13 protein-coding genes are annotated in these 14,329 nt (G+C 65.7%); 7 read left to right on the top strand and 6 right to left on the bottom strand.

Translation table 11 applies throughout. From position 1 onward, the window contains the following. Positions 1 to 213: 213 nt before the first annotated feature. Both LQG66_RS07640 and LQG66_RS07635 read right to left on the bottom strand, forming a co-directional pair. Positions 214 to 654 (bottom strand): hypothetical protein, encoded by a 441-nt coding sequence (locus LQG66_RS07640; RefSeq protein WP_231325004.1) that lies wholly within the window; start codon positions 652 to 654, stop codon positions 214 to 216. 235 nt (positions 655 to 889) lie between these two features. After that, positions 890 to 1,720, bottom strand: a complete 831-nt coding sequence (locus tag LQG66_RS07635) for an alpha/beta fold hydrolase (RefSeq protein WP_231325001.1) — start codon at positions 1,718 to 1,720, stop codon at positions 890 to 892. Between the two features lie 440 nt (positions 1,721 to 2,160). On the opposite strand from LQG66_RS07635, the gene parC reads away from it, so the two are divergent. From parC to LQG66_RS07620, 3 genes are all read left to right on the top strand, one after another. After that, entirely contained in the window at positions 2,161 to 4,413 is a 2,253-nt protein-coding gene (gene parC, locus LQG66_RS07630; protein ID WP_231324999.1) for a DNA topoisomerase IV subunit A, read from the top strand. A 141-nt stretch (positions 4,414 to 4,554) separates the two neighbouring features. Next, positions 4,555 to 5,376, top strand: a complete 822-nt coding sequence (locus LQG66_RS07625; protein ID WP_231324996.1) for an N-acyl homoserine lactonase family protein — start codon at positions 4,555 to 4,557, stop codon at positions 5,374 to 5,376. Positions 5,377 to 5,495: 119 nt separating this feature from the next. Next, on the top strand, positions 5,496 to 6,470 hold the full coding sequence (locus LQG66_RS07620; protein WP_231324994.1) for a cation diffusion facilitator family transporter: 975 nt from the start codon (positions 5,496 to 5,498) through the stop codon (positions 6,468 to 6,470). A gap of 12 nt (positions 6,471 to 6,482) precedes the next feature. Here the strand turns inward: LQG66_RS07620 and chrA are convergent, their stop codons facing one another. After that, positions 6,483 to 7,874, bottom strand: a complete 1,392-nt coding sequence (gene chrA / locus LQG66_RS07615; protein ID WP_231324993.1) for a chromate efflux transporter — start codon at positions 7,872 to 7,874, stop codon at positions 6,483 to 6,485. Then, a complete protein-coding gene (locus tag LQG66_RS07610; RefSeq protein ID WP_231324991.1) occupies positions 7,871 to 8,689 on the bottom strand; it encodes a chromate resistance protein ChrB domain-containing protein in 819 nt (272 codons plus the stop codon). The genes chrA and LQG66_RS07610 overlap by 4 nt, the downstream gene beginning before the upstream one ends. Before the next feature lie 210 nt (positions 8,690 to 8,899). Between LQG66_RS07610 and dmeF the strand changes: the two genes are divergently transcribed. The 4 genes from dmeF (at position 8,900) to LQG66_RS07590 (ending at position 12,109) form a co-directional block, all read left to right on the top strand. Continuing rightward, positions 8,900 to 9,877 (top strand): CDF family Co(II)/Ni(II) efflux transporter DmeF, encoded by a 978-nt coding sequence (gene dmeF / locus LQG66_RS07605; RefSeq protein WP_231327720.1) that lies wholly within the window; start codon positions 8,900 to 8,902, stop codon positions 9,875 to 9,877. 36 nt (positions 9,878 to 9,913) lie between these two features. Continuing rightward, complete coding sequence (gene arsC / locus LQG66_RS07600; protein ID WP_231324989.1) at positions 9,914 to 10,318, top strand: arsenate reductase (glutaredoxin); 405 nt, start codon at positions 9,914 to 9,916, stop codon at positions 10,316 to 10,318. 19 nt (positions 10,319 to 10,337) lie between these two features. Continuing rightward, complete coding sequence (locus tag LQG66_RS07595; protein ID WP_231324987.1) at positions 10,338 to 11,612, top strand: adenylate/guanylate cyclase domain-containing protein; 1,275 nt, start codon at positions 10,338 to 10,340, stop codon at positions 11,610 to 11,612. A 62-nt stretch (positions 11,613 to 11,674) separates the two neighbouring features. Next, positions 11,675 to 12,109 (top strand): universal stress protein, encoded by a 435-nt coding sequence (locus LQG66_RS07590; protein WP_231324985.1) that lies wholly within the window; start codon positions 11,675 to 11,677, stop codon positions 12,107 to 12,109. On the opposite strand, the gene LQG66_RS07585 is transcribed toward LQG66_RS07590, so the two are convergent. Both LQG66_RS07585 and LQG66_RS07580 read right to left on the bottom strand, forming a co-directional pair. Next, positions 12,106 to 13,332: an MFS transporter gene (locus tag LQG66_RS07585; protein ID WP_231324983.1), complete on the bottom strand. Its 1,227-nt coding sequence runs from the start codon at positions 13,330 to 13,332 to the stop codon at positions 12,106 to 12,108. The two genes, LQG66_RS07590 and LQG66_RS07585, sit on opposite strands and share 4 nt — an antisense overlap. 99 nt (positions 13,333 to 13,431) lie before the next feature. Next, on the bottom strand, positions 13,432 to 14,223 hold the full coding sequence (locus LQG66_RS07580) for a class I SAM-dependent methyltransferase (protein WP_231324981.1): 792 nt from the start codon (positions 14,221 to 14,223) through the stop codon (positions 13,432 to 13,434). Positions 14,224 to 14,329: the final 106 nt, after the last annotated feature.

Genomic DNA, 14,329 nt, shown 5'->3' with positions numbered 1-14,329 from the left:
CATCCGCATCCTATCCGGCGGAGGTTTGCGAATGTTGGGTCAAAGGACCACCAGCCAACTCATTGGTGCCAGGGAAGCTTCGGATCTGACGTTCGCCTCTCATTGGTTCGGTGGTCAGGATAGCGAAGATCAAACTGCTCCACCAGACGATCCGGCTCCGCGGCAGGGCAGACCTGTTCGGTGGCGACCACGAAAAGGTGCCGTCATCATGCGCTAGTACCAGGTGTCTCCGCACGCATTGACCCATTGCCAGCCCCAGGGCGTCAAGCTGCGCCGCCAGCAGCCGTCGTCATAGCCATAGCCGGTATAGAGGAATGGTGCGCCGAAGACGGCAAAGCGGCGATGGTGGTGGAAGAAGGCGTGGCGTCCGATAAACGGCCTGCCATGCCAGCCGGGGCCGGCGAAGCGCGGGCCGAACGCGGCATGCGCTCCCATCGGCCCGCCAGCAAAGCGGGCGCCACCAAAATGCGCTCCGCCAAAATGTGCACCACCCATGCCGCCCATATGCATCCCGCCGCCACCGAAATGACCGCCGCCAAAGCCGCCATGTCCGCCACCGCCGAAGCCGCCGCCACGCGCGAGGACGGGCGAAGCAACTGCCAACGTAGCGGCGATCGTGGCCGCGACGAGACCGGTGAGAAGTCTGTTGATCATCGGAAGATCCTCCATGCCATGCGGCGGTTCTCGCCGCGCAAGGAAGACCAGATGAGGTGATAGCGGCCTCTGCTTCAACTTACAAATGCGCCAGATTCTGACACGGAAGTCAGGAAGCGCTCCGCTGGCTGACAGCTCGCCGCCCTACGCCCGAGCAGGTGGTCCTGCTCCCAAGGCCGGCCGAGGTAGTACGTCGTCCCCCGGCCAAGCCGGGGAACGACGTTGTGTGTGTCGTTTACGCCCTGATGAACGCGAGCAGGTCGGCGTTGATCATTTCGGCATGGGTGGTGGCCATCCCATGCGGGAAGCCGGGATAGGTCTTCAAGGTGCCGTGCTTCAGGAGCTTGATGCCGATGCGGGCGGAATCGTCGATCGGCACGATCTGGTCGTCCTCGCCATGCATCAGCAGCACCGGCACGTCGATCGACTTGAGATCCTCGGTGAAGTCGGTCTCCGAGAACGCCTTGATGCAATCGTAGTGCGCTTTGGTGCCGCCCATCATGCCCTGGCGCCACCAGTTGCGGATCACGCCTTCGGAGATCGTCGCGCCCGGCCGGTTGAAGCTGTAGAAGGGCCCGCTGGCGATATCGAGATAGAACTGCGCGCGGTTGGCGGCGAGAGAGGCGCGGAAGCCGTCGAACACCTCGATCGGCAGGCCGCCCGGATTCTTATCCGACTTCACCATGACCGGCGGGATCGCGCCGATCAGCACAGCCTTGGCGACGCGGCCCTTGCCGGCGCGTGCGACGTAATGAGCGGCCTCGCCGCCGCCGGTGGAATGGCCGACATGGATCGCGTCCTTGAGGTCGAGCTTTTCGACCAAGGCCGCCACGTCGGCGGCATAGGTGTCCATCTCGTTGCCGTTCTCGGTCTGGCTCGAGCGGCCGTGGCCGCGCCGGTCATGCGCGATGACGCGAAAACCCTTGTCGAGGAAGAACAGCATCTGCGTGTCCCAGTCGTCGGACGACAGCGGCCAGCCATGATGAAAGACGATGGGCTGGCCCGAGCCCCAATCCTTGTAGAAGATCTGCGTGCCGTCCGATGTCGTCACGAATCCTGAGCTCATGGGGGGATTGCCTTTCTCACAGGGGAGGACTGACCGCTGTCAAGGAGCGGCCTGATACGACGATCGCGCGCGATTCCGTCACGGAGACGCCGGCGATCGCGCGCGGGGGCGAGACTAACCGACGTCGATGACATCATCAGCAGCCGAGATGTCGGTGCCACATCATCGCGCGACGATCAGGGCGAGGAGCAACTCACATGGTGGTCATCATGCACGACGCTCATGGCTGGACACCAACATCCGCCGCGGCGGCCGTGTGTGCCTCTTTGGAATGCAGACCGCTCTGGGCTCGCGCCGGCCGCTGCAAGTTCCAACCCGTGCGGCGGGCTGCCCGGGGGCATGGCGACGTTGCGCCCCGGCCCACGATCGCATAAAGCGTGTTCGCAAATGTTCCCAAAATAGCTCATCCGACGAGCTAACCCGTTGAAAGCGCATAGCAAATGGGAAAAGCCCTGATTCCGCCGGAACCGGCCGAGATTCACGAGGTCGCACTGCGCGAGGCGCTGGAAGAGCGCTATCTCGCCTATGCGCTCTCGACCATCATGCACCGCGCGCTGCCCGACGCGCGCGACGGCCTCAAACCCGTGCACCGGCGCATCCTTTATGGCATGCGGCTGCTGCGGCTCGATCCCGGTACGGCATTCAAGAAGTCCGCCAAGATCGTCGGTGACGTGATGGGCTCGTTCCATCCGCATGGCGACCAGGCGATCTACGACGCGATGGTGCGCCTCGCGCAGGATTTCTCCTCGCGCTATCCGCTGGTCGACGGCCAGGGCAATTTCGGCAACATCGACGGCGATAACGCCGCCGCCTACCGTTACACCGAAGCGCGCATGACTGACGTCGCGCGGCTGCTGCTCGAAGGCATCGACGAGGACGGCGTCGAGTTCCGGCCGAACTATGACGGCCAGTCCAAGGAGCCGGTGGTGCTGCCCGGCGGGTTCCCGAACCTGCTCGCCAACGGTGCCCAGGGCATCGCCGTGGGCATGGCGACCTCGATCCCGCCGCACAACGCCGCCGAGCTATGCGACGCCGCGCTGCATCTCATCGAGAAGCCCGACGCCAAGTCGCGCGCGCTGCTGCGCTGGGTGAAGGGACCGGACTTCCCGACCGGCGGCACTGTGATCGATTCCAAGGAGTCGATCATCGAGGCCTACACCACCGGCCGCGGCTCGTTCCGTGTCCGCGCCAAGTGGAAGCAGGAGGAGGGCAACCGCGGCACCTGGATCGTCGTCATCACCGAGATTCCCTATCTCGTGCAGAAGTCGCGCCTGGTCGAGAAGATCGCCGAGCTGCTCAACGAGAAGAAGCTGCCGCTGGTCGGCGACGTCCGCGACGAATCCGCCGAGGACGTGCGCCTCGTGATCGAGCCGAAGTCGAAGAACGTCGATCCGGCGCTGATGATGGAATCGCTGTTCCGGCTCACCGATCTCGAGAGCAAGATTCCGCTGAACCTCAACGTGCTGATCAAAGGCCGCATCCCCAAGGTGGTGGGCCTTGCCGAGTGCCTGCGCGAATGGCTCGACCATCTCCGCGACGTGCTGCTGCGCCGCTCGAACTACCGCAAGAAGCAGATCGAGAATCGGCTGGAGATCCTCGGCGGCTATCTGATCGCCTATCTGAACATCGACGAGGTGATCAGGATCATCCGCACCGAGGATGAGCCCAAGCCGGTCCTGATGAAGACCTTCAAGCTCTCCGAGGTGCAGGCGGAAGCCATCCTCAACATGCGCCTGCGCTCTCTGCGCAAGCTCGAGGAGATGGAGATCCGCACCGAGGAAAAGAACCTGCGCGGCGAGCTGAAGGGCATCAACGCGCTGCTGGGTTCCGAGGAACTGCAATGGGCCAAGGTCGGCGAGCAGGTCAAGACCGTGCGCGACCTGTTCGGGCCGAAGACGCCGCTAGGCCGACGCCGCACCAATTTCGCCGACGCGCCCGAGCATGACCTTGCCGCCATTGAAGAAGCCTTCATCGAGCGCGAGCCGGTCACGGTCGTCGTCTCCGACAAGGGCTGGGTGCGCACCTTGAAGGGTCACGTCGCCGACCTGTCGAACCTGCAGTTCAAGACCGACGACCAGCTCGGCCAGACGTTCTTTGCCGAGAACACCTCGAAGGTGCTGCTGTTCGCCAGCAATGGCAAGTTCTACTCGCTCGATGTCGGCAAGCTGCCCGGCGGACGCGGCCATGGCGAGCCGATCCGCATGTTCATCGACCTCGATCAGGATGCCTCGATCGTGTCGATGTTCGTCAGCAAGGGCGAGCGCAAATTCCTGGTGGCGGCCTCGGACGGCCAGGGCTTCGTGGTCAAGGAGGAGGATTGCGTCAGCAACACCCGCAAGGGCAAGCAGGTGCTGAACGTGACGGCGCCGGCCGAAGCGCGCGCGATCACGACCGTCTCGGGCGATCAGGTCGCGGTCATCGGCACCAACCACAAGATGGTGGTGTTCGGACTCGACCAGGTGCCGGAGATGGCGCGCGGCCGCGGCGTGCGCCTGCAGAAATACACCAGCGCGCAGCTGTCCGACGTCACCACCTTCGAGCAGAAGCAGGGGCTGGCCTGGAAGGATTCCGCCGGCCGCGACCAGGGCCTGAGCTGGAAGGACCTGGCCGACTACCGCGGCAATCGCGCCGATGCCGGCCGCATCGCGCAGGGCCTGCCGAAGTCGAACAAGTTCAACCGGCCGATCGAGTAGCAAGGTAAGACCGCGGGAGCCGGTCTGGTGGGTGTGACGCGTCGGGGTTATCACCGTTGAAGCCGAACGTGGCGCCGCCGGCCGGCGGTGCGCTGTTCGTCGGACGGCCCTGAACGGGCCGCAAAACAGGGAGCGAACCAGATGAGGCACCTCGCGTGCGCCGTTGCGGCGATGATCTTGGCAGCACTGCCGGCGGCGAGTCATGCACAGTCCGGCGGCGTCGAGCGGCTCTACATCCTCAATTGTGGTGAGGGTAAAGCCGGTGACATTTCCCGCTGGTCGCCTGGGGTCAACGAGGGCCAGTCGATGGATTTCGTCGACAACTGCTATCTGATCAAACATGCGCAGGGCTGGATGCTGTGGGACACGGGCATCGCCGATGCCGTGGCATCGATGCCGAACGGGCTTCCGCCGTCCGACCCGAAGGCCGTCACCTGGCATCGTCCCAAGACGCTGATCGGGCAACTCGAGCAGGTCGGCGTCAAGCCGTCCGACATCAAGGTGCTCGCCGTCTCGCATACCCATCCTGATCACATCGGCAATGTCGAACTGTTGCCGGATGCGATGCTCTATGTTCAGCGGGCCGAATATGACTGGCCGGGTGCCGATGGCCGGCCCCGCTTCAAGAAGGATCATCCGGTCACATTGCTGGACGGGGATCGCGACGTCTTCAGCGATGGCAGCGTGATCATCCTGGCCACGCCCGGCCACACCCCGGGCCATCAATCGCTGCTGGTCAAGCTGCCGAAGACTGGCGAGATCGTGCTGTCAGGCGATGCGGTCCATTTTCGCAGCAATTGGGACAGCCGCCGCGTGCCCGCGATGAATGCCAGCAAGGAGCAGACTCTGGCCTCGATGGAGAAGATCGCCGGCGTACTGACCAAGGACAAGGCGCAGCTCTGGATCAACCACGACAAGGCGCAGCGCGACGGCCTCAAGCTCGCACCGGAGTTCTATGATTGAGGTCGCTGCGGGTCGGCGGCCGGGGAGCGCAAGTCGCAACGTAATAGTATCCGTCCGGCGCCTCTTTATATGGGACAGCGGGCGATCGCGGCACGCGCGATCGCCGGGGACGAGGTCGGATGGCGCACCCGCATTCTCATCATCGGGGCCATGATCATTCCCATGATCATGGCCCCTCTCATTCCCAGCCCCATGCGCATGGCCATGTCGGCCACAGCCATGCGCCGGCGAGTTTCGGTACGGCGTTCGCGGTCGGCGTCTCGCTCAACACCGCCTTCGTCATCGCCGAGTTCGTGTTCGGCTACGCCGCCCATTCGCTTGCCCTGATCTCGGACGCGGTTCACAACCTCTCCGACGTGATGTCGCTACTGCTGGCCTGGGGCGCACTGTGGCTGTCGGGCCGCAGGCCGACCGACCGCCACACCTACGGCTATCGTCGCGCCTCGATCCTGGCGGCGCTGATCAATGCCGGGCTGCTGCTGCTCGTGGTCGGCGGCATCGCGGTGGAGGCCTTCGACCGGTTGCGCAGTCCGGGCGAGGTGGCAGGCACCACCGTGCTGTGGGTCGCAGCGCTCGGCATCGTCATCAACGGCGCGACCGCGCTGCTGTTCATGCGCGGCCGCGACACCGACCTCAACATCCGCGGCGCCTATCTGCACATGGCGGCCGATGCCGCCGTGTCGTTCGGCGTTGTTCTTGCGGCCCTGCTCACGATCTGGACGGGCTGGCTGTGGATCGATCCCGCGGTCAGCCTCGTCATCGCCGCCGTGGTGTTGCTCAGCGGCTGGGAGCTGGCGCGCGACAGCGTCAATCTGGCGCTCGACGCCGTGCCGCGCGACATTCAGCTGCCGGCGGTGCGCGATTATCTCGCCGCCCTCGACGGCGTCAGCGAGGTGCACGATCTTCACATCTGGCCGATGAGCACCAACGAGACCGCGCTGACGGCGCATCTGGTCCGGCCCGGTGGGACCGACGATGCCTTTCTGCATCGGGTCTGCGCCGAGCTGTCGCATCGTTTCAACATCCAGCATCCGACCCTGCAGATCGAGGCCGACGGCTGCGCCTGCAAGCTCGCCCCGGCCGACGTGGTGTGAGCCGCGATGCCGTCAGCTCCATCCTGCGAGCCTGAGCAGCACGCCTGCGGCGCAGGACGCCGCGAGCACCGTCAGCATGCCCTGCTTGAAGCGGATGATGGCCACCGCCGCGGCGAGCGCGAGCACCAACGCCGGGCCATCGACGCTCGAAAGCACCGGCGCGTCGAAATCCAGACCGAAGCCTCGCACCGGAAAGGTCTGGTGAAACAGCGTATGCAGCGCGAACCAGATCGACAGGTTGAGGATCACGCCCACCACGGCCGCCGTGATGGCGCCGAGGGCGCCGGCAAGAGCCTTGTTGCCGCGCAGCCGTTCGATGTACGGCGCGCCGACGAAGATCCACAGGAAGCAGGGCGTGAAGGTGACCCAGGTCGCGAGCAGGCCGCCGAGCGTGCCCGCGATCAGCGGCGGCAGGCCGCCGGGATCGCGTGCCGCCGCGATGAAGCCGACGAATTGCAGCACCATGATCAGCGGTCCCGGCGTGGTCTCGGCCATGCCGAGCCCGTCCAGCATCTCGGCGGGCGTGAGCCAATGATAGTGCTCGACCGCCTGCTGTCCGACATAGGCCAGCACCGCATAGGCGCCGCCGAATGTCACCATCGCCATCTTGCTGAAGAACAGCGCGATCTGGCTGAACGTGCTGCCAGTGCCCTGTGTCGCCACCAGCGCGGCGACCGGCACGAGCCACAGCGCGAGCCAGACCAGCGCCGTGATCAGCGTTCGTCGCGCATTCGGCTTGGCGTGGTCAGGCAGCACCTCGCCGAGCGCGCTGTCACCATCGCCATTGCCGCTGGAGCCATGGCCGGCCGCGGCGAACTCGGAGCGTCCGGCGCGCGCGCCGAGATAGCCGATCAGGCCCGCACCCATGATGATCAGTGGGAACGGCACCGCGAAAAAGAAGATCGCGACGAACGCGGCCGCGGCGATGCCGATCATGACATTGTTGCGCAGAGCGCGGCTGCCGACGCGCACCACGGCCTGGATCACGATTGCGAGCACCGCCGCCTTCAGCCCGAAGAACAGCGCCTCGACGAACCAGACATGGCCGAACGCGACGTAGATCCAGCTCAACGCCATGATCGCGATGATGCCCGGCAGCACGAACAGGCCGCCGGCCATGATGCCGCCGGCCGTCCGATGCATCAGCCAGCCGATATAGGTCGCAAGCTGCTGCGCCTCGGGGCCGGGCAGCAGCATGCAGTAGTTGAGCGCGTGCAGGAACCGGCTCTCGGAGACCCAGCGCTTTTCGTCGACGATGATGCGATGCATGACCGCGATCTGCCCGGCCGGACCGCCGAACGACAGCAGCGCCACCCGCAGCCACACCCGGAATGCATCAGTGAAGCTGACGCCGTGGCCGGCGTCAGCTTCGGTGGAGCTCGTCGGTGATGCGAGTTCAGTCACTGCTTGACCCTGTTCGTCGGCCAGTTGTGCGATTCGCCGGTGGCGTCGCGGCACCAGCGATAGAACGCATCATAGAGTGCAAGGCCAGCGTCGAGTTGGGCAAGATCGTCATCGTAGATGCGGGACAACCCCAAGGAGGCGGCGAGCAGGCCCGGCGCCTCCGGGCTGAGATCGAGCCGCGCGGTATCGGCCGCGCGCACGATGCTGGCGAGCCGCAGCAAGGCCGGCGTCGCCAGCGCGAACTCCTCGATCATCACGTCGAAGGTGCAGCGGTCGCCACGGTGGCTCCAGAACGTGTCCTCGATGTCGAAGGGCGCTGCCTTGAAGCGCTCACTGACTCTCACGACCTCGGGTGGCGCGACGTAGAGAAACACGGCCTTCGGGTCGACGAAGCGCCGGATCAGCCAGGGGCAGGCGATGCGGTCGATCTTCGGCCGGGCGCGGGTCACCCAGACCGTTCGGCCCTCGGCATCGCGCGGCGGCAGCCTGGCCACGGGGACCAGCGGCAGGTCCGCGGCCTTCCAGGCCTCGAAGCCGCCCTCCAGCGTTTCAGCCGCCGCCTTGGCGACGCGCAGCCAGGCCGCGGCGCCTTGCGACAGCTTGGCGTCGCGCTGGCAGATCACGATCACGGAGCGTCCGGCGAATTCCTGGCCCCATTGGGGAGCGTCCTCGGCGCCGCGCCGGATCGCGCCAGGCACGAGTCGTGGATCGGCGGCGAAGTCTTCTTCAGTCCGTACGTCGATCACGACCGGGCACTGTGGCGTTCCGATCAGTCGGCTGAGCTTGTCGGGAGAAATCGATGCGAAGGATGACATGATGCGTCCTCGTGTCAAAATGACGGGACGCGATACTTGGGCATGTCGCCTCGTGGGGAGATCGCGAAGTCCCCATGTGCGATATTACAGCGGAACCGGTTCCTCATGTCAACTGCCGCGAGGCGCGCGCGGGCCTGTGGTAACGTAGGTCTTGCGCTGCTTGACGGCCCGACCGAAGCGGACGCAGCTGAATTGCGAGGAGAACGATCGATGCCATCACAAGCCGATCATTGGGCGCACGATCACATATTTCTGGGAGCCCAGCACGAGCGGAACGAGCGCCGCACCTGGTTCGTGGTCGGCCTGACGTTGGTGATGATGGCCGGCGAGATTGCCGCCGGCTCGCTGTTCGGGTCGATGGCGCTGCTCGCCGACGGCTGGCACATGGGCACGCACGCGGCGGCGCTCGGCATCGCCGGGCTCGCTTACCTGTTTGCCCGCCGCCACGCCCGCAATCCGTCGTTCACCTTCGGCACCGGCAAGTTCGGCGAGTTGGCCGCCTTCTCCAGCGCCATCATCCTGCTGATCATCGCCATCCAGGTTGCGTATGAAAGCGCGATTCGGCTTTTGAACCCGATGCCGATCGCCTATGGCGAGGCGATCGCGGTCGCCACGCTCGGTCTCCTCGTCAATCTCGTCAGCGCCTGGCTGCTGGCCGACTCGCACCAGCATCATCATCACGGCCATCACCACCACGCCGAGCATCATCACGACGGTCATGATCATCACGACGATCACGATCGTCACCACCATCACGATCATCACGACAACAACCTGCGCGCGGCCTATCTGCACGTGCTGGCGGATGCGGCGACCTCGCTGCTGGCGATCGGCGCACTTCTGATCGGCATGTATCTGGGCTGGAGCTGGGCCGACGCCGCCGTGGGCCTGATCGGCAGCGCCGTCATTGCAAGCTGGGCCTATGGTCTGATCCGCGACGCCGGTGCGGTGCTGCTCGACGTCAATGGCGATCGGCGGCTGGAGGCCACCATCCGGGCGCGGCTGGAGGCGGGAGGAGACCGCGTCACCGACCTGCATCTCTGGCAGGTCGGGCCCGGCCATCGGGCCGCGGTTATTTCGATCGTCTCTAACGCGCCTCTGGCTCCGGCGATGTACAAGCAGCGCCTGAGAGACTTGCGCGGACTGAGCCATGTCACGGTCGAGGTGGAGCACGGCCTGCATGTCTGATAGCTGCTTTCCGCTTCACATTGATGGACTGCTCCGATGCCTGTGACGATCTACCACAATCCGGCCTGCGGCACCTCGCGCAATACGCTGGCAATGATCCGCGCCTCGGGCGAGGAGCCTGAGGTCATCGAGTATCTGAAGACGCCGCCCAGCCGCGAGCAGCTGATCGCGCTGATCAATGCGATGGGGGTCAAGGTGCGCGACCTGCTGCGTGAGAAAGGGACGCCCTATGCGGAGCTTGGACTCGGCGATCCCAAATGGACGGACGACCAACTGATGGGAGCGATGCTCGCGCATCCGATCCTGATCAACCGACCGATCGTGGTGACCGGCAAGGGCGCGCGGCTCTGCCGTCCGTCCGAGCTCGTGCTCGAGCTGCTCGACCATCCTGTCGCCTCCTTCGCCAAGGAAGACGGCGAGGTGGTGAGCTGGCCCACATAGCGGTTGGTGAGTTGGAAGCATGGACACTGCGACCCGCCTGGAGCTGATCAACTGGCTCGTGGCTCAGAGCCTGACCGGCATGCCGGAAAACGAGATCCTGCGCGGCTTCTGCGAGCGCTGCTGCGCGGCCGGGCTGGAATTGTCGCGCAGCCTTGCGATCATCGATACGCTGCATCCGATTTTCGAGGGACGCGGCTTCCGCTGGAACGATTTCGCCACGAACGAAGCCGACAGCTTTGAATATGGCTCCAGCAATGAGGGAGAGGCGGCGCAGAATTGGCGGCGCTCGGTCTTCCATCACATGCTGGAGAACGGCGATGATGAGTTCAGCATCGACCTGATGAATTGCGGGCATCTCGATTTTCCGATCATCGATGATCTTTCGGCACAGGGGCATCGGCACTATCTCGCCTTCGTGCACCGGTTCGGTGAAGCCGGCACGCTCGGCCAGATGGACTGCTTCTATTCGAACTGGCTGACGCGACGTGATGGCGGCTTCACCGACACGCAGATCGGCGCATTGCGGGACCTGGTCCCGCTGCTCGCGCTGACGATCAAGTCCGCCCAGCAGGTCGACATCGTGCGAACCCTGGGCCGCGTCTATCTCGGTCGCGATGCGTCGGAGCAGGTGCTGCGCGGCCGCATCTCCCGCGGTGTCACCGAGCGCATCAATGCCGTGTTGTGGTTCTCCGACCTGCGCAGCTCGACGGCGATCTCCGAGAGCATCTCGCCGGATGAGATCATCCCGCTGCTCAACGACTATGCGGAAGCCTCGATCGACGCGATCTACGAGGCTGGCGGCGACGTGCTGAAGCTGATCGGCGACGGTGTGCTGGCGATCTTCACCGGCGGCGACATGGGCGTAGCCCGGCACGCTGCGCTACGCGCCGAGCATCGGTTCCGCCTCAACATCCGCAAGCTCAATGCGCGGCGCGCCGATGAGGGCCGGCCGGTGACGTCGGCCTATGTGGGCCTGCATGTCGGCGAGGTGTTCTACGGCAACATCGGCAGCGAGGACCGACTCGACTTCACGGTGGTGGGGCCGGCCGTCAACGAGGTCAGCCGCATCGCCTCGATGTGCCGCTCGGTTGATCGGGAACTCCTGGCCTCCTCGGAGTTCTGCGAGGGGCTTGATGACGAAGGACGCCGCTATCTCGTCTCGACCGGCCGCTACGCGTTGCGCGGCATCGGCCGCGCACAGGATCTGTTCACGCTCGATCCGGAGATCGCAGCGAGTCCGTCAGCGACGAAGGCTTACGAGAATTACCTGGCGGACGAGATGTCGCAGCCTTGACCCACGTCAATGCCTGGACGGAGCTATTCTGCCCAGCATCATCAGCCGGGGAGATGATGCTCATGTACACGCATATTCTGTTGCCGACCGACGGGTCGGACCTGTCCAAGGCCGCGATCAGGCATGGTGTCGCGCTGGCGAAGGCGACTGGCGCCAAGGTCACCGCGCTGGTGGTCTCGACACCGCTGCATTCGCTGGTCGTCGATCCCCTCGCCGCCACCAAGGCGCTGGAGCAATACAAGATGCTCGTGGCCGATCAGACCGCGAAATACCTCGATCATGTGAAGCACGACGCGGAACGTGCCGGCGTCGCCTGCGACACGCTGTGCGTCGAGCACGACAAGCCCTATGAGGCGATCGTCGAAACCGCGCGGGACAAGGACTGCGATCTGGTGCTGATGGCCTCGCACGGCCTGAGCGGGGTTTCGGCGATCCTGGGCAGCGAGACGCTGAAGGTGTTGACGCATTCGACCGTGCCGATCCTTGTGTATCGCTAGGCCGGCTGTGGCTGCGGTTGGCGCGCGATCGTGACGACGGGGGATGTCAGGATCACCAGCGCCTGCAGGCCGAAGACGAGCGCGGCGAGATAGAGACAGGCGTCGGCGCCGTAGCGACTGCCAACGATGGCGCCGAGCAGTGAGCCCAGCGGCCGGGCGCCGTAGCTCAGGATGTTGATGGCCGAGACGCGCCCGAGCAGCGCGGCCGGCGTCACCGACTGCCGCAGGGTGGTGGTCGAGATCACCCAGAGGATCGGGCCCGCGCCGAGCAGGAAGAAGCTGAGGGCCGCGAGGGCGGGGGAGGGGACCAGGGTCGTGAGCGCCATCACCAGCGCCGCGGCAAAGCCGGTGACGGGGCCGAGCCCGATCACGCTGCCGAACGGCAGGCGCCCCATGATGCGCGTGGCAAGCAATGCGCCGCTGACCATGCCGACGCCGAACATCGACAGCACCGTGCCGACGCCGCTGGCGGACAGGCCGAGCCGGTGGACGGCATAGGGCACGAAGGCCGCGAGCAGCAGGAAGTGCGCGGTGTTGAAGATGAACTGCGTGATGAACACCGGGCGCAGCAGCGGATGGTGCCGCACGAACGCCAAACCTTCCCGGAGGTCCGCCAGCGGATGGCGGCGCGGCACCGGCGCGCGGGCGGGTTCAGCGATGCCGGTGAGGCAGAGCGCGGCGACCAGCGACAGCGCCGCGGCGCAGCCGAAGGCCGGCGCGCCGCCGATCCAGCCGACCAGCATTCCGCCCACCGCCGGGCCGCACGCGAAGGCGATGGTGCGGGCAAGCTCGATCCGCGCATTTGCGGGCGCCAACTGGGTCGGGGCGACCAGGCTCGGCACCAAGGCCGGTGCCGCGACGCTGAACACCACCGTGCCGCAGACGGCTGCAAATCCGAGCGCCCCCAGCAGTGGCAGCGTGAGCACGCCGCCCGCCAAGGCGACGAGGATCGCGAGCAGCGCCAGCGCGCGCATCGCCTCGGCCGCGGCCATCAGCAGCCGTCGCGGCATGCGGTCGGCGAGCAGCCCCGCAGGGATCGCGAACAGCACGAAGGGGGCGGTCAATGCCGTCTGCAGCAACCCGGTCTCGCCTTCGCCGACGCCGAGCGTGAGCACGGCGACGATCGGCGCGGCGGCCAGCGCGATCTGCTCGGCCGATTGCGCGGTGAGGTTCGACCAGGCGAGACGGTGGAAGCTGGTGGGCAGGGCGGGCGGAGGAGGCATGATGGGCAACCTGATGTGATGATGCGGCCATCATCTGCGCGAGGCCTCCTCGCGCCCACCCGCTTCCTGATCTCCCGCAGCCCTCGCGCTGCTGACGTCCTATGCTGCGGTCGGTGCCTCGGCCAAGCCCCACTCCGGAGGCAGGGTGCGGAACGCCAGATGCGTGCCGGAATTCAGCGGCGCCGTCTTGAAGCCGAACCGGTGCCAGGCCAGCGCCAGCGCCTGCTTGGTATAGATCGAGATGTGGCCGTTGCGCGGCGCGACATACCACCAGGACATGCCCTGGCTTTCGAAGTCGTCGGGCTGCGTCAATGTCGAGTAGAACACGGCGCCCGGCTCGGCAACGCACGCCGCGATCGCTCCGATCGTGGCGAGCGGATCCGGCACATGCTCGAGCGTCTCGAAGCAGGTCACGAGGTCGAATTTGCCGTCAGGTCCGGCGGCGTGTTCGGGTACCATCGGATCGTGCGTGACGGCCTCGGCGAAACCGCTGGCCCGCAGGCTGGTGCAGAACACGTCGTTGCCGCCGCCGAAGTCGAGCACCCGCATCGTCGCTTTGTGGGGCGCCCAGAAGCGGGCGACCGCCGCGGCGTTGTCGGTGGGCCGCTTGACCCGGTAGTCGGGATCCACGGCCTCATAGCCATCATTGTAAATATGCGTCTTGAACTGGTCGATGCTCCAGTCGTCGAACGCATCCGTGAACAGGAAGCCGCAGGCTGTGCAACGCCGATAATAGATCGGCACGCCCGCCAGCGGCGCGCGATGCGCGTGCGACGTCTGGCAAGGGCGGTTGATGTCGACGACGCCGTAGAGGTCGGCAGAACCGTCACAGATCTTGCAAGGTGCAGGAATGGTCGAAATCGGCCGGAGGCCGAATTGTGCAGACAGCATGAGGATCCCATCAGGGCAGGCGGACCCGGTCCGGTCCACTGGCTGTCTCGAACCGGGCTCGCGAATCGCGGGGCGACCCGGGAGATCATGGAGCGGTATCCGAATA

This window comes from Bradyrhizobium ontarionense, from assembly GCF_021088345.1.
Taxonomy (GTDB): Bacteria; Pseudomonadota; Alphaproteobacteria; order Rhizobiales; family Xanthobacteraceae; genus Bradyrhizobium; species Bradyrhizobium ontarionense.
This window is presented reverse-complemented; position numbering and strand designations above follow the sequence as displayed.